This is a genomic window from Streptomyces sp. NPDC051740, assembly GCF_044453165.1.
Taxonomy (GTDB): domain Bacteria; phylum Actinomycetota; class Actinomycetes; order Streptomycetales; family Streptomycetaceae; genus Streptomyces; species Streptomyces atrovirens.
This window is the reverse complement of record NZ_JBITCL010000001.1, coordinates 349,067-372,158: the sequence shown is the minus strand read 5'-3', so window position 1 is coordinate 372,158 and position 23,092 is coordinate 349,067. Positions and strand designations below refer to the sequence as shown.

Annotated in this window: 19 protein-coding genes; 14 read left to right on the top strand and 5 right to left on the bottom strand. The window is 71.2% G+C overall.

What is annotated here, in order from left to right; all coding sequences use genetic code 11:
- Positions 1–178: 178 nt before the first annotated feature.
- Positions 179–652, top strand: a complete 474-nt coding sequence (gene aroQ / locus ACIA6T_RS01800; protein ID WP_399444567.1) for a type II 3-dehydroquinate dehydratase — start codon at positions 179–181, stop codon at positions 650–652.
- 8 nt (positions 653–660) lie between these two features.
- Here aroQ and ACIA6T_RS01795 read toward each other — a convergent pair whose 3' ends face one another.
- Both ACIA6T_RS01795 and ACIA6T_RS01790 read right to left on the bottom strand, forming a co-directional pair.
- On the bottom strand, positions 661–1,317 hold the full coding sequence (locus tag ACIA6T_RS01795; RefSeq protein WP_399444566.1) for an MBL fold metallo-hydrolase: 657 nt from the start codon (positions 1,315–1,317) through the stop codon (positions 661–663).
- Positions 1,318–1,356: 39 nt separating this feature from the next.
- Positions 1,357–2,046, bottom strand: coding sequence for a maleylpyruvate isomerase family mycothiol-dependent enzyme (locus tag ACIA6T_RS01790; RefSeq protein WP_399444565.1), 690 nt, complete (start codon positions 2,044–2,046; stop codon positions 1,357–1,359).
- 223 nt (positions 2,047–2,269) lie between these two features.
- On the opposite strand from ACIA6T_RS01790, the gene uvrA reads away from it, so the two are divergent.
- Entirely contained in the window at positions 2,270–5,299 is a 3,030-nt protein-coding gene (gene uvrA, locus ACIA6T_RS01785; protein ID WP_399444564.1) for an excinuclease ABC subunit UvrA, read from the top strand.
- A 62-nt stretch (positions 5,300–5,361) separates the two neighbouring features.
- Here the strand turns inward: uvrA and ACIA6T_RS01780 are convergent, their stop codons facing one another.
- Positions 5,362–6,279 (bottom strand): carbohydrate kinase, encoded by a 918-nt coding sequence (locus tag ACIA6T_RS01780; RefSeq protein WP_399444563.1) that lies wholly within the window; start codon positions 6,277–6,279, stop codon positions 5,362–5,364.
- 252 nt (positions 6,280–6,531) lie between these two features.
- Here ACIA6T_RS01780 and ACIA6T_RS01775 point away from each other — a divergent pair, with 252 nt between their 5' ends.
- Positions 6,532–6,954: a Rieske (2Fe-2S) protein gene (locus ACIA6T_RS01775; RefSeq protein ID WP_399444562.1), complete on the top strand. Its 423-nt coding sequence runs from the start codon at positions 6,532–6,534 to the stop codon at positions 6,952–6,954.
- Positions 6,955–6,960: 6 nt separating this feature from the next.
- On the opposite strand, the gene ACIA6T_RS01770 is transcribed toward ACIA6T_RS01775, so the two are convergent.
- Positions 6,961–7,908, bottom strand: coding sequence for a hypothetical protein (locus ACIA6T_RS01770; protein ID WP_399444561.1), 948 nt, complete (start codon positions 7,906–7,908; stop codon positions 6,961–6,963).
- Positions 7,909–8,112: 204 nt separating this feature from the next.
- The gene (locus tag ACIA6T_RS01765) at positions 8,113–8,280 is read right to left on the bottom strand and encodes a hypothetical protein (protein ID WP_399444560.1); all 168 of its coding nucleotides are present in this window, start codon (positions 8,278–8,280) and stop codon (positions 8,113–8,115) included.
- A 169-nt stretch (positions 8,281–8,449) separates the two neighbouring features.
- Between ACIA6T_RS01765 and uvrC the strand changes: the two genes are divergently transcribed.
- The 11 genes from uvrC (at position 8,450) to pgi (ending at position 23,007) form a co-directional block, all read left to right on the top strand.
- The gene (uvrC, locus tag ACIA6T_RS01760; RefSeq protein ID WP_399444559.1) at positions 8,450–10,537 is read left to right on the top strand and encodes an excinuclease ABC subunit UvrC; all 2,088 of its coding nucleotides are present in this window, start codon (positions 8,450–8,452) and stop codon (positions 10,535–10,537) included.
- Positions 10,534–11,541, top strand: a complete 1,008-nt coding sequence (rapZ, locus tag ACIA6T_RS01755; protein ID WP_399444558.1) for an RNase adapter RapZ — start codon at positions 10,534–10,536, stop codon at positions 11,539–11,541. Before uvrC ends, rapZ begins: the two co-directional genes overlap by 4 nt.
- Positions 11,538–12,605 carry a uridine diphosphate-N-acetylglucosamine-binding protein YvcK gene (gene yvcK / locus ACIA6T_RS01750; RefSeq protein WP_399444557.1) on the top strand — a complete coding sequence of 356 codons (1,068 nt, stop codon included), beginning with the start codon at positions 11,538–11,540 and terminating at the stop codon, positions 12,603–12,605. Before rapZ ends, yvcK begins: the two co-directional genes overlap by 4 nt.
- A complete protein-coding gene (gene whiA, locus ACIA6T_RS01745) occupies positions 12,596–13,585 on the top strand; it encodes a DNA-binding protein WhiA (RefSeq protein WP_385051995.1) in 990 nt (329 codons plus the stop codon). Before yvcK ends, whiA begins: the two co-directional genes overlap by 10 nt.
- A gap of 146 nt (positions 13,586–13,731) precedes the next feature.
- Positions 13,732–16,686: a M14 family zinc carboxypeptidase gene (locus ACIA6T_RS01740; RefSeq protein WP_399444556.1), complete on the top strand. Its 2,955-nt coding sequence runs from the start codon at positions 13,732–13,734 to the stop codon at positions 16,684–16,686.
- Positions 16,687–16,913: 227 nt separating this feature from the next.
- Positions 16,914–17,921 (top strand): type I glyceraldehyde-3-phosphate dehydrogenase, encoded by a 1,008-nt coding sequence (gene gap, locus ACIA6T_RS01735; protein WP_385051990.1) that lies wholly within the window; start codon positions 16,914–16,916, stop codon positions 17,919–17,921.
- A gap of 171 nt (positions 17,922–18,092) precedes the next feature.
- Complete coding sequence (locus ACIA6T_RS01730) at positions 18,093–19,304, top strand: phosphoglycerate kinase (RefSeq protein ID WP_399444555.1); 1,212 nt, start codon at positions 18,093–18,095, stop codon at positions 19,302–19,304.
- A 5-nt stretch (positions 19,305–19,309) separates the two neighbouring features.
- A complete protein-coding gene (gene tpiA, locus ACIA6T_RS01725; RefSeq protein ID WP_399444554.1) occupies positions 19,310–20,086 on the top strand; it encodes a triose-phosphate isomerase in 777 nt (258 codons plus the stop codon).
- Positions 20,087–20,341: 255 nt separating this feature from the next.
- Complete coding sequence (secG, locus tag ACIA6T_RS01720) at positions 20,342–20,572, top strand: preprotein translocase subunit SecG (RefSeq protein WP_179167131.1); 231 nt, start codon at positions 20,342–20,344, stop codon at positions 20,570–20,572.
- 221 nt (positions 20,573–20,793) lie between these two features.
- Complete coding sequence (locus ACIA6T_RS01715; protein WP_003957010.1) at positions 20,794–21,129, top strand: RNA polymerase-binding protein RbpA; 336 nt, start codon at positions 20,794–20,796, stop codon at positions 21,127–21,129.
- Between the two features lie 225 nt (positions 21,130–21,354).
- Positions 21,355–23,007 (top strand): glucose-6-phosphate isomerase, encoded by a 1,653-nt coding sequence (pgi, locus tag ACIA6T_RS01710; protein WP_399444553.1) that lies wholly within the window; start codon positions 21,355–21,357, stop codon positions 23,005–23,007.
- Positions 23,008–23,092 lie beyond the last annotated feature (85 nt).

Genomic DNA, 23,092 nt, shown 5'->3' with positions numbered 1-23,092 from the left:
CGGAGGCCTGGTTCTCCGGGCGGCCCGCGAGCAGTGCCGGGAAGCGTCCGGAGCACGGCCACGCGGTCGCCCGGTGCGGGCCGGGGCAGGGCTCGACGGCCGTGCGGCGCAGCGTGATAAACCGGTTCGAGCAGCGGTTCCGGCGAGGACCGCCCCACCCCGAAGGACCGGAGGAACCGTGCCCCGCAACCTGGCCAACGCCCCCATCATGATCCTCAACGGCCCCAACCTGAACCTGCTGGGACAGCGCCAGCCGGAGATCTACGGCTCCGACACGCTCGCCGACGTGGAGGCGATGTGCGCCAAGGCGGCGGCGGCGCGGGGCGGCACGGTGGATCTGCGCCAGTCCAACCACGAGGGCCAGTTGGTGGACTGGATCCACGAGGCACGGTCGAACCACTGCGGGATCGTCGTCAACCCCGGCGCCTACTCGCACACCTCCGTCGCCATCCTGGACGCCCTCAACGCCTGTGACGGCCTGCCCGTGATGGAGGTCCACATCTCCAACATCCACCGGCGCGAGTCCTTCCGGCACCACTCCTACGTCTCCCTGCGCGCCGACGGGGTCATCGCGGGATGCGGGGTGCAGGGGTACGTGTTCGCGGTGGAGCGGATCGCCGCGCTGGCCGGCCCCGGAGCGGCGGAGGCGTAAGCCCCGTCTCACCAGCCCCGCGCGCGCCACTCCGGCAGATGCGGGCGTTCCGCGCCCAGGGTGGTGTCGTCGCCGTGCCCGGGATAGACCCAGGTCTCGTCCGCCAGAACCTCGAAGATCTTGGTCTCGACGTCATGGATCAGACTGGCGAACGCCTTCGGGTCCTTGTGGGTGTTGCCCACACCGCCCGGGAACAGGCAGTCCCCGGTGAACACATGCGGATGTCCGTGGGGGTCGTCGTAGACCAGGGCGATCGAGCCGGGTGTGTGCCCGACCAGGTGGCGGGCGGTGAGTTCCACCCGGCCCACGCGGATGGTGTCGCCGTCGTCGACCGGCACGTCGGTCGGCACGGGGATGCCCTCGGCGTCCTCCCGGCCCGCGTGGGTGCGGGCGCCGGTGGCGGCGACGACCTCGGCGAGTGCCTGCCAGTGGTCGCCGTGCCGGTGGGTGGTGACGACGGACGCGATGCCGTCGTCACCGATCGTCCCCAGCAGGGTCCCCGCGTCGTTGGCCGCGTCGATCAGCAACTGCTCGTCGGTGGCCCGGCAACGCAGCAGATAGGCGTTGTTGTCCATGGGGCCGACCGCGATCTTGGTGATCATCAGGTCCTTGAGTTCGTGCACGTCGGCTGGGCCGCCGACCGTCACCCGACCGCTGTACGTCATGGCCGCCAGCCTATAGCGGGAACCCGCGCGGGACAGGTGCTACAGCGGGGGAAGTGACGGGAGACCGCCACCCCTGACCGTCAGGGCGGCGCCGTCCCGGCGGCCGGCCAGCCAGCCGAGCAGGTCGGCGGCCGTCCCCTCGACCGCGACCGGGCCGCCGTCCGCCCCGCCGCCGGTCGTCCAGGTCCGGCCGTCCATGGTGGCCAGGGCGGTCGACGGCACGCCCTGGTGGCCGGCGAACCGTGCCGCGAGGAAGTCGATCTCCCGCTCCGTGAAGTCCGCCGGCAGGTCCTCCAGCTCGTAGCCGATCCCGAGGTCCACGTGGTGCAGCTCCACCTCGACCCACCGCCGGAACGGCAACCGCTCCGCCCGGTCCGTGACCCCGTTGCGCAGTTCCACCGTGCGCGACGGGTCCGCAGGGGCCGCGCCCACCGCGCGGAAGCGCTCCCCGCTCTCCCGCAGGTCGGCGAGGTGCGCGTCGAGGGGGCGCGGCGCGTCCCGCTCGATGTCGGCGTCGCGGGCCTCGCCGGAGACGTACATGGGCCGGCCCTCGAGGACGTTCACCAGGGCGTCCGCGTTGCGGGCCAGATGGGCCAGCACATGACCGCGGGTCCAGCCGGGCAGCCGTGACGACTGGGTCACAGCCGCGTCGTCCAGTGCGGCGACCGCGGTGAGCAGCCGCTCGGTCGCTGCTTGTACAGACGCCAGGTCATCAGCGTGATCAATCATGGTGCTGACCCTAGTCCCGTCACACCATCGGGTGAAGGTGGTGAAGCCGCGCCCTAAATCGAATGCACGTGCTATATGGTCGTGTTCGGCGTCGGGCATGCTGGAGAGCCGGGGTTTGTTGACAACCCGTGAATCCGAACCGGCGTTGTCAGTGGCTCCCCCTAGTCTGGGAAAGACGGGGGCCCCGCCCCTGTCACTTCTCTCAAGAAAGGTGCGGACCGGCGTGGCCGACCGTCTCATCGTCCGTGGAGCGCGCGAGCACAACCTCAAGAACGTCTCGCTCGACCTCCCGCGCGACTCGCTCATCGTCTTCACGGGCCTGTCGGGGTCGGGCAAGTCCTCGCTGGCCTTCGACACGATCTTCGCCGAGGGGCAGCGGCGCTACGTGGAGTCCCTCTCCTCGTACGCCCGGCAGTTCCTCGGCCAGATGGACAAGCCGGACGTCGACTTCATCGAAGGCCTCTCCCCGGCGGTCTCCATCGACCAGAAGTCGACCTCCCGCAACCCGCGCTCCACGGTCGGCACCATCACCGAGGTCTACGACTACCTGCGCCTGCTCTTCGCGCGCATCGGCAAGCCGCACTGCCCCGAGTGCGGCCGCCCGATCGCGCGCCAGTCGCCGCAGGCCATCGTCGACAGGGTCCTGGAACTGCCGGAGGGCAGCCGCTTCCAGGTGCTCTCCCCGCTGGTGCGCGAGCGCAAGGGCGAGTTCGTCGACCTGTTCGCCGACCTCCAGACCAAGGGCTACTCCCGCGCGCGGGTGGACGGCGAGACCGTCCAGCTCTCCAACCCGCCCACGCTGAAGAAGCAGGAGAAGCACACCATCGAGGTGGTCGTCGACCGCCTCACCGTCAAGGACAGCGCCAAGCGCCGCCTCACCGACTCCGTCGAGACCGCCCTCGGCCTGTCCGGCGGCATGGTCGTGCTCGACTTCGTCGACCTCCCCGAGGACGACCCCGAGCGCGAGCGCATGTACTCCGAGCACCTGTACTGCGCGTACGACGACCTGTCCTTCGAGGAGCTGGAGCCCCGCTCCTTCTCCTTCAACTCGCCCTTCGGCGCCTGCCCCGAGTGCACCGGCATCGGCACGCGCATGGAGGTCGACCCCGAGCTGATCGTCCCCGACCCGGACAAGAGCCTCGACGAGGGCGCCATCCACCCGTGGTCGCACGGCCACACCAAGGACTACTTCGGCCGCCTGATCGGCGCCCTCGCGGAGGCGCTGGGCTTCCGCACCGACATCCCGTTCGCCGGACTGCCGCAGCGCGCCAAGAAGGCCCTGCTGCACGGCCACAAGACCCAGGTCGAGGTCCGCTACCGCAACCGCTACGGCCGCGAGCGCCGGTACACCACGGCCTTCGAGGGCGCCGTCCCCTTCGTCAAGCGCCGGCACAGCGAGGCCGAGAGCGACGCCAGCCGCGAGCGCTTCGAGGGCTACATGCGCGAGGTGCCCTGCCCCGCCTGTGAGGGCACCCGGCTCAAGCCGGTCGTCCTCGCCGTCACGGTCATGGGCAAGTCCATCGCCGAGGTCTCCGGGATGTCCATCAGCGACTGCGCGGACTTCCTGGGCGAGCTGAAGCTCACCGCCCGCGACAAGAAGATCGCCGAGCGCGTGCTCAAGGAGGTCAACGAGCGGCTGCGGTTCCTGGTCGACGTCGGCCTGGACTACCTCTCGCTCAACCGCGCGGCGGGCACCCTCTCCGGCGGCGAGGCCCAGCGCATCCGCCTGGCCACCCAGATCGGCTCCGGACTCGTCGGCGTGCTCTACGTCCTCGACGAGCCCTCCATCGGCCTGCACCAGCGGGACAACCACCGGCTGATCGAGACCCTGGTCCGGCTGCGCGACATGGGCAACACGCTCATCGTCGTGGAGCACGACGAGGACACCATCAAGGTCGCCGACTGGATCGTCGACATCGGTCCCGGCGCCGGCGAGCACGGCGGCAAGGTCGTGCACAGCGGCTCCCTCAAGGAGCTGCTCGCCAACGCCGAGTCGCAGACCGGCCAGTACCTGTCCGGCAAGAAGGCCATCCCGCTGCCCGACATCCGCCGCCCGCACGACCCGTCGCGCCGGCTCACGGTGCACGGCGCCCGCGAGAACAACCTCCAGGACATCGACGTGTCCTTCCCGCTGGGCGTCTTCACCGCGGTCACCGGTGTGTCCGGCTCCGGCAAGTCCACGCTGGTCAACGACATCCTGTACACCCACCTCGCCCGCGAGCTGAACGGCGCGCGCAGCGTCCCCGGCCGGCACACGCGCGTGGACGGCGACGACCTCGTCGACAAGGTCGTCCACGTCGACCAGTCGCCCATCGGCCGCACCCCGCGCTCCAACCCGGCGACGTACACGGGTGTCTTCGACCACGTCCGCAAGCTGTTCGCCGAGACCACCGAGGCGAAGGTCCGCGGCTACATGCCGGGCCGCTTCTCCTTCAACGTCAAGGGCGGCCGCTGCGAGAACTGCGCGGGCGACGGCACCATCAAGATCGAGATGAACTTCCTCCCGGACGTGTACGTCCCGTGCGAGGTCTGCCACGGTGCCCGCTACAACCGGGAGACCCTGGAGGTCCACTACAAGGGCAAGTCCATCGCCGACGTCCTGAACATGCCGATCGAAGAGGCCATGAACTTCTTCGAGGCCGTCCCGGCCATCGCCCGCCACCTGCGGACGCTCAACGACGTCGGTCTCGGCTACGTCCGGCTCGGCCAGTCCGCGACCACCCTGTCCGGCGGTGAGGCACAGCGCGTGAAGCTCGCCAGCGAGCTGCAGAAGCGCTCCACCGGCCGCACGGTCTACGTCCTGGACGAGCCGACCACCGGTCTGCACTTCGAGGACATCAGTAAGCTGCTGAAGGTCCTGTCCGGCCTGGTCGAGAAGGGCAACACGGTCATCGTCATCGAGCACAACCTCGATGTGATCAAGACCGCCGACTGGGTCGTCGACATGGGCCCCGAGGGCGGTTCCGGCGGCGGCCTGGTCGTCGCGGAGGGCACCCCGGAGCAGGTCGCCGGCGTCCCGGCCAGCCACACGGGCAAGTTCCTGAGGGACATCCTGGGGGCGGAGCGGATCAGCGACGCCGCGCAGGCGCCGGCCCCGCGCAGGACGGCGGCGAAGAAGACGGTCGCCGCCAGGGCCACCGCCAGGAAGACGGCCACCAAGGCGATCGACGGGACGGCCGAGAAGAAGACGGCCGCCAGGAAGCCGGCCACCAAGGCCGCCGCGAAGAAGACGACGCGGGCGACCAAGGCCTGACCGGCCCGCACTCCCACGCGCCGGGCCGCACGGAAACCCGTGCGGCCCGGCGCGTGCGTGCGTCAGACGTCCTCCGGCTCCAGCTCATGGGCGTACGGCGGTTCCGCGCCCGCGCGTGAGCAGGTGACCGCCGCCGCGCGCGCCGCGAAGCGGAGCAGGTCCGCCCAGCCCTCACCGCCCAGCGCGGCCACCCCCGCGTCACTGAGCGCGTCCCGCACCGCGAGTCCGTGCAGCAGCGCCGCGTTCACCGTGTCACCGGCGCCGATCGTGTCCACCACCTCGACCCGCTCACCCGGCACGGCGTACTCGCCGCCGTCGCGGGTGAACACGGTCAGCCCGTCCCCGCCCCGGGTGACCACGACCGCCGCCGGACCGGCCGCCAGCCACTCCTTCGGCGACCCGCCGAGCCACTCGGCGTCCTCCGCGGACAGCTTCAGCAGCGACACCGACGGCAGCCAGCTCTGGAACCGGGCCCGGTAGGCGTCGGCGTCGGGGATGAGACCCGCCCGGACGTTGGGGTCCAGCGCGGTGAAGACGCCCTGCGCGGAGGCGGTGCGCATCAGCTCCTCGTACGCGCTCGCGCCCGGCTCCAGCACGAGGGAGCAGGTCCCGAAGGACACCGCGCGGGTGCCGGCCGGCAAGGTGCCGGGGGCCGTGAACAGGCGGTCCGCGGTCCCCTCCACATAGAAGGAGTACGCCGCCGAGCCGTCCGTGCCGACCGTGGCGACGGCCAGCGTCGTGGGCTCGTCGCCGTACTGCACCGACGACACGTCCACGCCGGTCTCCCGCAGCCGGTCCAGCAGCGCCGTACCGAAGGCGTCGCGCGACACGCGGGAGCAGAACGCGGTGGGGGAGCCGAGGCGGCCCAGCGCCACCGCCGTGTTGAACGGGCCGCCGCCGAGCGCCGGCGTCAGCGCCGCGAGCGCACCCGCGCCGCGCGGTACCAGGTCGATCAGTGCCTCACCGGCCACGACGATCACGAAGGGTTCCCTTCTCCGAAGGTCTCCGAAAGTCTCCGAAGGACCGGGCTCCACGACCTGCCGACTCCGCACCGCCGTGCACCACGTGCCGCTTCTCGGGTGGGGACCGTATCCCATCCGCCGGACGTGCGTAAACGCCTGCGGGCGCCTGCCCGGCCCCCCACGACAGCCCCCGCCCACAGCCGGAACGATCGCTCCCGGTATCGTCCCCGATGTCCGCCCGCGCACCGCCGTCCCACCCGTGGAGCCCTCATGCCCACCCGCCGACCCGCCGCGACCCGCCGTACCGTCCTGCGAGGCGCGGCCCTGACCCCCGTGGCCGGACTGGGCCTCACCGCGTGCGGAGGCACCGAGGAGGGCGCCGCCCCGCTGACCGGCCCCGTCGAACTGGGCCCCGAGAGCGAGGTCGCCGAGGACGGCGCGAAGCTGTACCGGGACCACAACGTCGTGGTCAGCCGGAGCGGGGACGGCACCCTCAAGGCGTACGACACCGTCTGCACCCACGCGGGATGCCCCATCAACAAGCTCGAGGGCACGAAGCTGATCTGCCCCTGCCACGGCAGCGAGTTCGACGCCACGACCGGCAAGGTGCTGCGCGAGCCGGCCGTGGCGCCCCTGAAGACGCTGGCCGTCGAGGTGAAGAACGGCACACTGGTCGTCAGGCCGCAGACCTGACCGGACTCACTCCCAGTCCCAGGCGATCCCCACGTAACCCGGCCGCACGCGCGGTTCCACCAGGTGCACCGAGCGGTGCCGCCCGCTGAGCACCAGCTCCTGGTGGCCGCCGCGCGGTGCCGCCGCCGAGTGCTGGGTGAACCGGTGGCAGCGCACCGGGAGCGTCCCGGAGCCGAAGCACACCTGCAGCGCGTACTGGCCGCCGGGGGACTCCGTCCCGCGCGCGTACTCGCGGGAGACGCCCGCCGTGCCGTCCTCGACGGCGTAGCGGAAGAGGAAGGTCTCACCGGTCCGCAGCCGGGTGTCGAAGAGCAGCTCGGCCGCGAGCACCCCGGTCTCGCGGTGCCGGAGCACACGCCCGGTACGGCAGTTCTCCAGCGCCCGCACGGTCATCCGCTCCGGTACGGCACCGGGGTCGCCGTGGTGGACGGCCACATAGCGGTCGACGCCGTCCCGGTGGGCACGCACGATGTGGTGCGACTCGCGCTCCGCCAGTTCGCGGCGCGCCCCGATCCGTATCCGCTCGTGGTGCCCCAGGGTGTGCAGCCCGCCGTCGCGCGGGGCGCCGAATTCGGCCAGCAGCCGTTCCCGTACGCCCGAGGCCTCGACCAGGGAGCGGTAGGACCGCCCAGGGGAGTGGCGGTCCGCCGTGTGCTCGTCCGGCTCGGCGAGCAGCCGGATCAGCGACTCCTCCGGCAGCCGCAGGATCTCCTCCAGCGCCCGTACGGCGCGCAGCGACTCCGGGCGCTGCGGGCGGCGGGCCCCCTGCTGCCAGTAGCTCAGACTGGTGACGCCGACCGTCACGCCGTGGCGCGACAGATGGTGCTGCACCCGCTGCAACGGCAGCCCCCGCGCGGCGATCGCCGCGCGCAGGGCGACGTGGAAGGGGCCGCCTTGCAGGGCCGAGTCCAGTTCCGCGGTGACGAGGTCCGCGTGCGGTGTGGCGTGCGGCATGCAGGGGCCTTTCTGCGAAGTCCGCGACGGCTGGTCGGGCCGTCGCGCGGGCACCCCGGAGCCGCCCCCCGCCGACGCGGCGGAGTCTTCACATCCGTACGCCGCCGTTCAGGGCCCGGAGTTCCCCCGCATTGAAGCGTGTTGACCAAGTCCCGACAACACCTGACGCCCAACAGCGGCCCACGACGGCGGCACACGCCCTCCCTACGACGTACCGGCCCCGTCCCCGCCCGCCGGCCGCGCCCGCAGGCGCTTCGCGCGCACGATGTCGGGATCGCGCGGGTCGAGGGAGCCGGCGATGCCGGACGTCTCGTCCGCGTACCGGCGGGTGCGGGCCGGCCGTCGTGGTTTCTCGATCCGCGTCTGTCGCATCCGACCAGCCCTCCGACTCCTGACCGCCCTCGTGGCCGTCCGCCGATCACCCGAGGTACGGAACCCCCACCTTCCCGTTTCCCGCACGCCGTAACCCATCCGGACCCGGCCGGGCCCCGCCGTCCACAGGCCCGCCGCGGTGTCGGTCCCCGCCAGTAGGGTGTGAGACATGGCCGACCCCTCCAGCTACCGCCCCAAACCGGGTGAGATCCCCGACTCGCCGGGGGTCTACCGGTTCCGCGACGAGCACCGCCGGGTGATCTACGTCGGAAAGGCGAAGAGCCTGCGCCAGCGCCTGGCGAACTACTTCCAGGACCTGGCCGGGCTGCACCCGCGCACCCGTTCCATGGTCACCACGGCCGCCTCCGTGGAGTGGACGGTGGTGTCCACGGAGGTCGAGGCGCTCCAGCTGGAGTACTCCTGGATCAAGGAGTACGACCCCCGGTTCAACGTCAAGTACCGCGACGACAAGAGCTACCCGTACCTCGCGGTGACGATGAACGAGGAGTTCCCGCGCGTCCAGGTGATGCGCGGTCACAAGAAGAAGGGCGTACGGTACTTCGGTCCGTACACGCACGCGTGGGCGATCCGGGACACCGTGGACCTGCTGCTGCGCGTCTTCCCGGTGCGCACCTGCTCGGCCGGGGTCTTCAAGAACGCCGCCCGCACCGGCCGCCCCTGTCTGCTCGGCTACATCGACAAGTGCTCGGCGCCGTGCGTGGACCGCATCTCCGCCGAGGACCACCGCGCGCTGGCCGAGGAGTTCTCCGACTTCATGGCCGGCCGCACGGGCGCCTACCTGCGCCGTCTGGAGCGGCGGATGGCGGAGGCGGCCGAGGAGATGGAGTACGAGCGGGCCGCGCGCCTGCGCGACGACATCGGGGCGCTGAAGAAGGCCATGGAGAAGAGCGCGGTCGTGCTCGCCGACGCGACCGACGCCGACCTGATCGCGGTCGCCGAGGACGAGCTGGAGGCGGCCGTCCAGATCTTCCACGTGCGCGGCGGACGCGTGCGCGGCCAGCGCGGCTGGGTCACCGACAAGGTCGAGGAGATCACCACCGGCGCCCTCGTCGAGCACGCGCTGCAGCAGCTCTACGGCGAGGAGACCGGCGACGCGGTCCCCCGGGAGGTCCTGGTCCCCGCCCTGCCCGACCCGGTGGAGCCGGTCCAGCAGTGGCTGACGGAGCGGCGCGGCTCCGGCGTCTCCCTGCGCATCCCGCAGCGCGGCGACAAGAGGGCCCTGATGGAGACCGTGGAGCGCAACGCCCAGCAGGCGCTCGTGCTGCACAAGACCAAGCGCGCCTCCGACCTGACCACGCGCTCGCGCGCGCTGGAGGAGATCGCCGACGCCCTGGAGCTGGACAGTGCCCCGCTCAGGATCGAGTGCTACGACATCTCGCACCTCCAGGGCGACGACGTGGTGGCCTCCATGGTCGTCTTCGAGGACGGACTGGCCCGCAAGAGCGAGTACCGCCGCTTCCAGATCAAGGGCTTCGCCGGGCAGGACGACGTCCGCTCCATGCACGAGGTGATCACCCGCCGCTTCCGGCGCTACCTCGCGGAGAAGGAGCGCACGGGGGAGTGGACCGACGGCGAGGCCCCCGGCGCCGAAGGACCCCCCGGAGGCCTCGCCGAGCCGCCCGGGAACACCCTCACGGAGGACGACGGCCGCCCCAGACGCTTCGCCTACCCGCCGCAGCTCGTCGTCGTCGACGGCGGCGCGCCGCAGGTCGCGGCGGCCCGGCGGGCGCTGGACGAACTGGGCATCGACGACATCGCGGTGTGCGGCCTCGCCAAGCGGCTGGAGGAGGTCTGGCTGCCGGGCGAGACCGACCCGGTGGTGCTGCCGCGCACCAGCGAGGGCCTCTACCTGCTCCAGCGGGTCCGCGACGAGGCCCACCGGTTCGCCATCACCTACCAGCGCGCCAAGCGCGCCAAGCGCTTCCGCGCCGGCCCGCTGGACGACGTGCCCGGCCTCGGCGAGTCCCGCAAGCAGGCGCTGATCAAGCACTTCGGTTCGGTGAAGAGGCTGCGATCGGCGACAATCGACCAGATCCGCGAGGTTCCGGGCATAGGCCGCAAGACGGCCGAGACGATCGTCGCGGCCCTCGCCCAGGCGGCACCCGCCGCCCCCGCCGTGAACACGGCGACGGGCGAGATCATGGATGACACGGAAGAACCCGGGCAGGCGACGGGTTCTCCCGGGGAGCCCGTCACCACGGGCGCCCCGGACGAACGACGGGGGCAGGAACGATGACCGAGCACGAGGCGGGACCCGCGCCGGAGCGGGACCGGACACAGCAGCAGGAGGCGGGCGGGGACGGCACCGACCGGACCGCCCGCCAGGACGACGGAGCACAGGTGAGTACGGGCAAGGAAAAGGCCGGGGTGCCCGAGGCGGCCATCCCCGAGCTGGTGATCATCTCCGGCATGTCCGGGGCCGGCCGTTCGACGGCCGCGAAGTGTCTGGAGGACCTCGGCTGGTTCGTCGTGGACAACCTGCCGCCCGCGCTGATCCCCACCATGGTGGAGCTCGGCGCACGCTCCCAGGGCAACGTGGCGCGGATCGCGGTCGTCGTCGACGTCCGCGGCCGGCGCTTCTTCGACAACCTCCGCGAGTCCCTCGCCGACCTCGACGCGCGGGGCGTCACCCGGCGGACCGTCTTCCTGGAGTCCTCTGACGACGCCCTGGTGCGCCGCTTCGAGTCGGTGCGCCGCCCGCACCCCCTGCAGGGCGACGGCCGCATCGTCGACGGCATCGACGCGGAGCGGGAGCTGTTGCGCGAGCTGCGCGGCGACGCCGACCTGGTGATCGACACCTCCAGCCTCAACGTGCACGAGCTGCGCGCCAAGATGGACGCCCAGTTCGCCGGTGAGGAGGAGCCCGAGCTGCGGGCCACCGTCATGTCCTTCGGCTTCAAGTACGGCCTCCCGGTCGACGCCGACCTGGTCGTGGACATGCGGTTCCTGCCCAACCCGCACTGGGTCCCCGAACTGCGCCCGTACACCGGCCTCAACGAGGAGGTGGCGTCGTACGTCTTCAACCAGCCCGGCGCCAAGGAGTTCCTCGACCGGTACGCGGAGATGCTGCGGCTGGTCGCCGCGGGCTACCGCCGTGAGGGCAAGCGCTACGTGACCATCGCCGTCGGCTGCACCGGCGGCAAGCACCGGTCGGTCGCCATGTCGGAGAAGCTCGCCGCCCGGCTCGTCGCCGAGGGCGTGGAGACGGTGGTGGTCCACCGGGACATGGGACGGGAATGACACCACGTACTCCGCGGCTGAGCCGGCTGCGCAGGGCGGTCCCCGAGGGGCGCGCGGGCCGGCCGGCCGAGACCCGTGGCGCGAGACCGCGCCGCCGGGGCGCCCAGCCCAAGGTCGTCGCCCTCGGCGGCGGCATGGGCCTGTCCGCCTCGCTCGCCGCGCTGCGCCGGATCACCGGCGACCTCACCGCCGTCGTCACCGTGGCCGACGACGGCGGCTCCAGCGGGCGCCTGCGCGACGAGCTGGGCGTGCTGCCGCCCGGCGACCTGCGCAAGGCCCTGGCCGCGCTGTGCGGCGACGACGACTGGGGCCAGACCTGGGCCCGCGTCATCCAGCACCGCTTCCAGTCCCAGGGCGACCTGCACGAGCACGCGGTCGGCAATCTGCTGATCGTCGCCCTGTGGGAGCAGCTCGGCGACCACGTCCAGGCCCTCGACCTGGTGGGCCGGCTGCTCGGCGCGCACGGGCGGGTGCTGCCCATGTCCGCCGTGCCGCTGGAGCTCCAGGCCCTGGTCAAGGGCCACGACCCGGAGCGGCCCGACGAGGTCGGCACCGTCCGCGGTCAGGCCACCGTCGCGCTCACCCCGGGCGAGGTGCAGTCCGTGCACCTCGTGCCGAACGACCCGCCCGCCGTCCCCGAGGCGGTCGCGGCGGTCCTCGACGCCGACTGGGTGGTGCTCGGCCCCGGCTCCTGGTTCTCCTCGGTCATCCCGCACCTGCTCGTGCCGGAACTGCTGGACGCCCTCATCGAGACCAAGGCGCGCCGGGTACTCTCCCTTAACCTCGCCCCGCAGCCAGGAGAAACCGAGGGCTTCTCCCCGCAGCGTCATTTGGAGGTTTTGGGACGACACGCCCCTAAACTCGCCCTGGACGTGGTGCTGGCCGACGAGGCCGCCGTGCCCGACCGCGACTCCCTGACCGATGCCGCCGAGCGGTTCGGCGCCGCGGTCGAGCTGGCCCCGGTGGCCAGGCCCGACGGAAGCCCCCGGCACGACCCGGAGCTGTTGGCCGCCGCGTACGACCGTATTTTTCGGATGCATGGAAGGATCGGCCCATGGCGATGACGGCAGCGGTGAAGGACGAGATCTCCCGGCTCCCCGTCACCCGTACCTGCTGCAGAAAGGCGGAGGTCTCCGCCATCCTGCGGTTCGCCGGCGGCCTCCACCTGGTGAGCGGGCGCATCGTGATCGAGGCGGAGCTGGACACCGCGATGGCGGCCCGCCGCCTCAAGCGGGACATCCTGGAGATCTTCGGGCACAGCTCCGAACTGATCGTGATGGCCCCGGGCGGACTGCGCCGCGGCTCGCGCTACGTCGTCCGGGTGGTCGCGGGCGGCGACCAGCTCGCCCGGCAGACCGGCCTGGTGGACGGCCGCGGCCGGCCGATCCGCGGTCTGCCCCCGCAGGTGGTCTCCGGGGCCACCTGTGACGCCGAGGCGGCCTGGCGCGGCGCCTTCCTGGCCCACGGCTCCCTCACCGAGCCCGGTCGCTCCTCCTCCCTGGAGGTGACCTGCCCCGGCCCCGAGGCCGCGCTCGCCCTGGTCGGTGCCGCCCGCCGGCTGTCGATCGCCGCCAAGGCGCGCGAGGTGCGCGGCGTGGACCGGGTCGTGGTCCGTGACGGCGACGCGATCGGCGCGCTGCTCACCCGGCTCGGCGCGCACGAGTCGGTGCTGGCCTGGGAGGAGCGCCGGATGCGCCGCGAGGTGCGTGCCACGGCGAACCGGCTGGCCAACTTCGACGACGCCAACCTCCGCCGCTCCGCCCGTGCGGCCGTGGCCGCCGGCGCCCGCGTCCAGCGCGCCCTGGAGATCCTCGCCGACGACGTCCCCGAGCACCTCGCCGCGGCCGGCCGGCTGCGCATGGAGCACAAGCAGGCCTCCCTGGAGGAGCTGGGCGCGCTCGCCGACCCGCCGCTCACCAAGGACGCCGTGGCCGGCCGTATCCGCAGGCTGCTGGCGATGGCCGACAAGCGCGCCTCCGACCTGGGCATCCCGGGCACGGAGGCCGGCATCGGCGAGGAGCTGGACGACAAGCTCATGGTCTGACGGACGGTCAGTGGACCGGCGCCGGCGCCCACTCGGGTGACCGGCGCCGGTTTTCGCGTGTCGTGGCGGCGCCCTTGACTCGATCATGTTGTGTCATGAGCCTGGCATCTGTTCGCTGCTGTGGCGGACCACTCTCTGGGGGGCTCATGAGACACAGAGCGAGATCGATCCTCGCTGTCGGCACGCTCCTGATCGGCGGAGCGGGCTTCGCACCCATCGCCCAGGCACAACCCGGAAACCCCGCGGCCTCCGACCCCGACGAGGTCAAGGTCTTCCGCGCCGACGTCACCAAGCGGCAGGTGCCCCTGCTGCTCGCGGCGGGGCAGGACGGCCACGAACTCGGTGAGCGGGTGCCCGACAAGGGCACGGCCACCGTGGAGGTCTACCTCACCGAGGGACAGGCCGAAAAGCTGGAGGAACAGGGCGTCGACCTCACCGAGCACGCGCTCTCCGCCCGCGCGGAGACCCGCGTCGAGGACGCCGCCGAGGGCGTGTTCCGCCCGTACAGCGGAGCGGGCGGCCTGCGGGAGGAGATCCTGCGCACCGCGCGGGAGAACCCCGACCTCACCAAGGTCGTCTCCATCGGCAAGACGGTCGAGGGCCAGGACATCCTCGCCCTGAAGCTCACCAGGAAGGCCAAGAAGACCAAGGACGGCTCCAAGCCCTCGGTCCTCTACATGTCCAACCAGCACGCGCGCGAGTGGATCACGCCGGAGATGACCCGGCGGCTGATGCACCACTACCTGGACTCGTACCGCACGGACAAGCGGATCAAGAAGATCGTGGACACCACGGAACTGTGGTTCGTCCTCTCCGCCAACCCCGACGGCTACGACTACACCTTCGCCGACGACGACAACCGCCTCTGGCGCAAGAACCTGCGGGACGTCAACGGCGACGGCGTCATCAGCACCGGCGACGGCGTCGACCTCAACCGCAACTTCCCCTACAAGTGGGGCTACGACGACGAGGGCTCGTCCCCCAACCCCACCAGCCAGACCTACCGCGGCGCGACCCCGGGCTCCGAGCCCGAGACCAAGGCCATCGACGCCTTCGAGAAGCGCATCGGCTTCACCTACGGCATCAACTACCACTCCGCGGCCGAACTCCTCCTCTACGGGGTCGGCTGGCAGGTGGCCACGCCGACCCCCGACGACGTCCTCTACGAGGCCCTCGCCGGCACGCCCGACAACTCCGCGATCCCCGGCTACCACCCGCAGCTCTCCTCCGAGCTGTACACCACCAACGGTGAGGCCGACGGCCACGCGGCCAACGTCAACGGCATGGCGATGTTCACCCCCGAGATGTCGACCTGCCAGACCGTCTCCGAAGCCGACCCCGACGACGAGTGGAACGCGAGCGACTGCCGGTCGGGCTTCAACTTCCCCGACGACGAGAAGCTGATCCAGCAGGAGTTCGCGAAGAACATCCCGTTCGCGCTCTCCGTCGCCGAGACCGCCGCCCACCCCGACCGGCCGTCCTCCTCGGTCGGCCTGGAGGCCGCGGACTTCACCCCGGCGGCCTTCGGCACGTCGTACGCGCGCGGCGCCGACCAGGAGGTCTCCGTCGTCGTCCGCAAGGCCGTGCGCGACAAGGAGCTCAAGTACCGCGTCAACGGCGGCCGTACGCACGACGCGGACCTCAGACGGTGGAAGGGCGGCGAGCGGTACGGCGGTGAGGACAACCTCCACTTCGACGAGTACCGGGCCGAGGTGAGGCACGCGGACCCGGGCGACAGGGTCGAGGTGTGGTTCACCGGCGAGGCCCGCGGCGGCCGGAACGTCTCCAGCGAGCACTTCACCTACACCGTCGCCGAACGGCCCCGCGCGGACGTCCTCGTCGTCGCCGAGGAGGGCGCGAAGGCCACGCAGGCCCAGAAGTACGTCGACGCGCTGAAGGCCAACGGCCGCCGCGCGGCGGTCTGGGACGTCGCCGAGCAGGGCGCCCCGGACGCGCTCGGCGTGCTGAGCCACTTCGACACGGTCGTCCACCACACCGGCGCCGCCACCCCGGGCATCGCCACCCAGCTCCAGCTGCGGGCCTTCCTCAACGAGGGCGGCCGGCTGATCGAGGCGGGCGAGCAGGCCGGCGGCAGCGTCGACCTCGGCGGCGGCACGCTGTCCGACGACTTCGGCCAGTACTACCTGGGCGCCTACTCCCGCACCTCCACCCCGGGGGCCACGGCGTTCACCGGCTCCGGCGGCCTGGGCGGCTTCACCGGCCCGCTCGGCGACGCACCCGGCAACCCGCTGGACAAGGCCGGCACCTACGGCGTCACCTCCGACGAACTGCCCGCCGACACGTACCCGCAGTTCGCGAGCGCCGGAGCCGGACAGTTCCCCGGCACGGTCAACCCGTACGGGCCCTACGCCGGCTCCTCCATGGCCGCCGCCGTGCACACCGACGACGGCTACAAGCGCCTCACCCGCACCATCGACCTCACCGGCACCGCCGCGGCCGACAGGCCCACCCTGCGCACCCAGCTCCTGTGGGACACCGAGCCGGGCTACGACCACGTCGTCGTCGAGGCGCACACCACCGGCGCCGACGACTGGACGACCCTGCCCGAGGCCGGCGGCGCGACCCGCACCACCGTGCCGGCCGAGTGCGCGGCCGGGTTCTACATGGGCGAGCACCCCTGGCTGGAGCACTACCTGACGCTGGGTGACGACGGCTGCACCGCGACCGGCACCACCGGCTCCTGGAACAGCCTCACCGGCTCCGCCGGCGGCTGGCAGCAGGTGGAGTTCGACCTGAGCGCCTACGCCGGGAAGACGGTCGAGGTCTCCCTCGCCTACGTCACCGACCCGGGCAGCGGCGGCCACGGCGTCCTCGCCGACCAGGCCTCGCTCGTGGTCGGCGGCACCGCGGCCGACACCGAGGGCTTCGAGAGCTCGCTCGGCGCCTGGACGGTCTCCGGACCGCCCGCGGGCAGCCCGGCCGTCCTGAAGGACTGGACGCGCACCGGAGCGCTGTTCCAGACCTACGGAGCGGTCACCACCGGCGACACCGTGCTGCTGGGCTTCGGCCTGGAGCACCTCACCTCCGCGGCCGAGCGGACCGCGCTGCTGAGGAAGGCGCTGGCCGCCCTGGACGGGTGACACCTCGCGTCAACGCACACTGACGATCCGTAACGAAATCGAGTGACGACGGAGCACCGGACGGGGCGGTCCGCACCCTACTGACGGGTACGGACCGCCCTGCCGGGTATGGGGCAACTCGATGTCACGGCCGGGGCCCCGGAGAGGTAGGGTCGGCAGTGGTCGGGGACATCCCAAATACAGCTCGCCGGCACATCGGGCCGGCGTACCAACGAGGAGATCGGTTCGTGACGATCCGCGTAGGCATCAACGGCTTTGGCCGCATCGGTCGCAACTACTTCCGCGCGCTGCTGGAGCAGGGCGCGGACATCGAGATCGTGGCTGTCAACGACCTGGGTGACACCGCGACCACCGCCCACCTGCTGAAGTACGACACCATCCTGGGCCGCCTCAAGCAGGAGGTCACCCACACCGCCGACACGATCACCGTCGACGGCAAGACGATCAAGGTGCTCTCCGAGCGCAACCCCGCCGACATCCCGTGGGGCGAGCTGGGCGTCGACATCGTCATCGAGTCGACCGGCATCTTCACCAAGAAGGAAGACGCCGAGAAGCACATCACCGGCGGCGCCAAGAAGGTCATCATCTCCGCCCCGGCGAAGAACGAGGACATCACCCTCGTCATGGGCGTCAACCACGAGCAGTACGACGCGGCCAACCACCACGTCATCTCCAACGCCTCCTGCACCACCAACTGTGTGGCGCCGATGGCGAAGGTGCTCGACGAGAACTTCGGCATCGTCAAGGGTCTGATGACCACGGTGCACGCGTACACGAACGACCAGCGCATCCTGGACTTCCCGCACAAGGACCTGCGCCGCGCCCGTGCCGCCGCCGAGAACATCATCCCGACCACCACCGGTGCCGCCAAGGCCACCGCCCTGGTGCTCCCGCAGCTCAAGGGCAAGCTGGACGGCATGGCCATGCGCGTCCCGGTCCCGACCGGATCGGTCACCGACCTGGTCGTCGAGCTCTCCCGCGAGGTCACCAAGGAAGAGGTCAACGCCGCCTTCCAGAAGGCCGCCGAGGGCGAGCTGAAGGGCTACCTCGAGTACACCGAGGACGCGATCGTCTCCTCCGACATCGTCAACGCCCCGGCGTCCTGCACCTTCGACTCGTCCCTGACCATGGTCCAGGACGGCAAGAGCGTGAAGGTCATCGGCTGGTACGACAACGAGTGGGGCTACAGCAACCGCCTCGTGGACCTGACGGTCTTCGTGGGCAACCAGCTCTGATCGCGGGGCGGGCAGCCTGATATGAGTGCAGGGCTCGGCCGGTGCGGCAACGCGCTGTCCGAGCCCTGACGCACGTATCGGAACGGTCGCCCTCTTTCGATCACGAGCGATCACGAGCGAACACGTCGCTGAACATGTCGCTGAACACGTTGCTCTAGCCAGGGAGCCCTCATGAAGACGATCGACGAACTCCTCTCCGAAGGCGTCGCGGGCAAGCGGGTCTTCGTCCGCGCCGACCTCAACGTGCCGCTGGACGGCACCACCATCACCGACGACGGCCGTATCCGCGCCGTGCTGCCCACCGTCAAGGCCCTCGCCGAGGCGGGCGCCCGCGTGGTCGTCGCCTCCCACCTGGGCCGCCCCAAGGGCGCCCCGGACCCCGCCTTCTCGCTCGCCCCGGCCGCCGCGCGCCTCGGCGAACTCCTCGGCGCCGACGTCGCGTTCGCGACCGACACCGTCGGCGAGTCCGCGACCGCCACCGTCGCGGGACTGGCCGACGGGCAGGTCGCGGTCATCGAGAACCTGCGCTTCAACGCCGGTGAGACGTCCAAGGACGACGCCGAGCGCGGCGCCTTCGCCGATCAGCTCGCCGCCCTCGCCGACCTGTACGTGGGCGACGGCTTCGGCGCGGTGCACCGCAAGCACGCCTCGGTCTTCGACCTCCCGGCACGGCTGCCGCACTACGCCGGTCACCTCATCGCCACCGAGGTCGGCGTCCTGCGGAAGCTCACCGACGACGTCAAGCGGCCCTACGTCGTCGCCCTCGGCGGCGCCAAGGTCTCCGACAAGCTCGCCGTCATCGACGAGCTGCTCGGCAAGGCCGACCGCATCCTCATCGGCGGCGGCATGGCGTACACCTTCCTCAAGGCCCAGGGCCACGAGATCGGCACGTCCCTGCTGCAGGAGGACCAGATCCCGGCCGTCCTGGAGTACCTGGAGCGCGCCGAGAAGAACGGCGTCGAGCTGGTGCTGCCGGTCGACACGCTGGTGGCCGCGGAGTTCCCCGACATGAAGACCAAGGCGCCGGCCCACCCCACCAACGTCGCCGCGGACGCCATCCCGGCCGGCCACATGGGCCTGGACATCGGTCCGGAGACCCGCAAGCTGTACGCCTCGAAGCTCGCCGACGCCGCCACCGTCTTCTGGAACGGCCCCATGGGCGTCTTCGAGCACCCCGATTACGCCGAGGGCACCAAGGCGGTCGCCCAGGCCCTCCTCGACTCCCCGGGCTTCACCGTGGTCGGCGGCGGCGACTCCGCCGCGGCCGTCCGCATCCTGGGCTTCGACGAGCAGGCATTCGGCCACATCTCGACCGGTGGCGGCGCCTCCCTCGAATACCTCGAGGGCAAGACGCTCCCCGGCCTCGCCGCACTGGAGGACTGACCTCAATGACCACCCGCACGCCGCTGATGGCCGGCAACTGGAAGATGAACCTCAACCACCTCGAGGCCATCGCCCACGTCCAGAAGCTCGCCTTCGCCCTCGCCGACAAGGACTACGAGGCCGTCGACGTCGCCGTCCTGCCGCCCTTCACCGACCTGCGCTCCGTGCAGACCCTGGTCGACGGCGACAAGCTGAAGATCACGTACGGCGCCCAGGACATCTCGGCGCACGACGGCGGCGCCTACACCGGCGAGATCTCCGGCCCGATGCTGGCCAAGCTGAAGTGCACCTACGTCGCCGTCGGGCACTCCGAGCGCCGGCAGTACCACGCCGAGACCGACGAGATCGTGAACGCCAAGGTGAAGGCCGCCTACAAGCACGGCATCACCCCCATCCTCTGCGTCGGCGAGGAGCTGGAGGTCCGCGAGGCGGGCAACCACGTCTCCCACACCCTCGCCCAGGTCGAGGGCGGTCTGAAGGACCTCCCGGCCGAGCAGGCCGAGACGGTCGTGATCGCCTACGAGCCGGTGTGGGCCATCGGCACCGGCAAGGTCTGCGGCGCCGAGGACGCCCAGGAGGTCTGCGCGGCCATCCGGGGCAAGCTCGCCGAGCTGTACGGCCAGGAGCTGGCCGACAAGGTCCGCATCCAGTACGGCGGCTCCGTCAAGTCCGGCAACGTCGCCGAGATCATGGCGCAGGCCGACATCGACGGTGCCCTGGTCGGCGGCGCCTCGCTGGACTCCGACGAGTTCGTCAAGATCGTTCGTTTCCGCGACCAGTGAGCCGCAGGGGCGCGGCCGGTGTCGAGCCGGCATGGGGGTCCCCCCCGCGCGAGTGTGTTCGAGCGTGGGGGAGCGCGGAGGCCCGAAGGGCTGAGCACGGTCGGCGGCTCGACACCGGCTGGGAGCGCCCCGGAGGCGAATCGGCAAGCTGCGAGTATGCGCTAGCAGCGATCCGTCGTACCCTTGCGGGGTCCAGCACAGTGCTGGGCCCCGCGTCGTCCATCCGAATCCGAGGAAGTTGGTCCAGCCGTGGTTATGGGGTTCTCCATCGCCCTGATCGTCTTCAGCCTGCTGCTGATGCTGCTGGTGCTGATGCACAAGGGGAAGGGCGGCGGCCTCTCCGACATGTTCGGTGGTGGCATGCAGTCCTCCGTCGGCGGCTCCTCGGTCGCCGAGCGCAACCTCGACCGGATCACCCTCGTGGTCGGTCTGCTCTGGTTCGCGTGCATCGTCGTGCTCGGCATCACCATGAAGGTCAGCAACTGACCCGAGGGCGCGTCACGCACCCGTTCCCCAGGCATTCCGCACGTAAGGCCCCATGTCCGGTACGCGCAGCAGAGCGCGGCCTATCATGGGGCCTGCGTCTGGATACGGGGGTGGTAACTCCCCACACTGGACGTGCGTTGGGCCTTACGTAGACTGAGGCGCTCGCAGCGAAGCGGCACGCCGACTCGTTTCGCGGCACCATCACGCAGGGAGTTACGACCGTGGCAAGTGGCAACGCGATCCGGGGAAGCCGGGTCGGGGCGGGCCCGATGGGCGAGGCCGAGCGCGGCGAGTCCGCGCCCCGGCTGCGCATCTCCTTCTGGTGCTCCAACGGGCACGAGACACAGCCGAGCTTCGCGAGCGACGCGCAGGTGCCCGACACCTGGGACTGCCCCCGCTGCGGATTCCCGGCCGGGCAGGACCGCGACAACCCGCCGGACCCGCCGCGCACCGAGCCCTACAAGACGCACCTCGCCTATGTGCGGGAGCGGCGCAGCGACGCGGACGGCGAGGCGATCCTCGCGGAAGCGCTTGCGAAGCTGCGCGGCGAGATCTGAGCGTTCCGCGGGGCAGTACGGCGATGTGCCGTCAGCCGTCCGCGGCGCCGTCGTGACTGGTCGCGCCCACGCGGCGGTAGCCGCACGTCGGCACGGCCCCGCGCTCCTTTGGGGCGCTTCCGAACCGTAGCGGGTTCCTTTCGTCTTCTCCTTCCGTTCCGTTCACCACTGATCAATTAGGTTGGACGCAGCGGGGCCACCCAAGGAAGAAGGCTGAAGTCCGAGATGAACGCAGACGGTCGTACCAGGCTCAACCAGATGCCCGAGTGGACCGCACTGGCCAAGCACCGTGAGGAGCTCGGCGAGGTGCGGCTGCGCGAGCTGTTCGCCGCCGACCCCGACCGCGGCACCGGGTACACCCTCCGGGTCGGCGACCTGTACGTCGACCACTCCAAGCACCTGGTCACCGACGACACCCTGCGGCTGCTGCGCGAACTGGCCGTCGCCACGGACGTGTTCGGGCTGCGCGACGCCATGTTCCGCGGCGAGAAGATCAACACCACCGAGGACCGGGCCGTCCTGCACACCGCCCTCCGGGCCGCCCGGGACGCGGTCGTCGAGGTCGACGGGGAGAACGTCGTCCCGGCCGTGCACGCCGTCCTGGACAAGATGGCCGACTTCGCCGGCCGCGTCCGCTCCGGCGAGTGGACCGGTCACACCGGCAGGCGCATCCGCAACGTCGTCAACGTCGGCATCGGCGGCTCCGACCTGGGCCCCGCCATGGCGTACGAGGCGCTGCGCGCCTTCACCGACCGCGACCTCACCGTCCGCTTCGTGTCCAACGTGGACGGCGCCGACCTGCACGAGGCGACCCGCGACCTGGACCCGGCCGAGACGCTGTTCATCATCGCGTCCAAGACCTTCACCACCATCGAGACGGTCACCAACGCCACCTCCGCGCGGACCTGGCTGCTGAACGCCCTCAAGGACGAGGCCGCCGTCGCCAAGCACTTCGTCGCCCTGTCGACTAACGCGGAGAAGGTCGCCGACTTCGGCATCGACACGGCGAACATGTTCGAGTTCTGGGACTGGGTCGGCGGACGCTACTCCTACGACTCCGCGATCGGCCTGTCGCTGATGATCGCCATCGGCCCGGACCGTTTCCGGGAGATGCTCGACGGGTTCCGGATCGTCGACGAGCACTTCCGCACCGCCCCGGCCGAGTCCAACGTGCCGCTGCTGCTGGGCCTGCTGGGCGTCTGGTACGGCAACTTCCACGACGCGCAGTCGCACGCGGTGCTGCCGTACTCGCACTACCTGTCGAAGTTCACCGCCTACCTCCAGCAGCTCGACATGGAGTCCAACGGCAAGTACGTCGGCCGGGACGGGCGCGAGGTCGACTGGCAGACGGGACCGGTGGTGTGGGGCACGCCGGGCACCAACGGGCAGCACGCCTACTACCAGTTGATCCACCAGGGTACGAAGCTGATCCCGGCGGACTTCATCGGCTTCGCCGAGCCCGTCGCCGAGCTGGGCGACGAACTCAAGGCCCAGCACGACCTGCTGATGGCCAACTTCTTCGCCCAGACCCAGGCCCTCGCCTTCGGCAAGACCCCCGACGAGGTGCGCGGCGAAGGGGTGCCGGAGGAACTGGTCCCGCACAGGACGTTCAAGGGCGACCACCCCACGACCACGATCCTCGCGCGCGAGCTCACGCCGTCCGTGCTCGGCCAGCTCGTCGCGCTCTACGAGCACAAGGTGTTCGTGCAGGGCGCCGTCTGGAACATCGACTCCTTCGACCAGTGGGGCGTCGAACTCGGCAAGGTCCTCGCCAAGCGCGTCGAACCCGCCCTCACCGAAGGTGCCGACGTGCCGGGCCTGGACGCCTCCACCAAGGCCCTCGTCGCCACCTACCGGGAGCTGCGCGGACGGCGGTGAGCCCGGTGCGGGAAAGCGGGCGGCATGACGCCGTCCGCTTCCCGTGGAATCCCCCGCGATCATCACAGCGAGCGCTCGGGGGAGC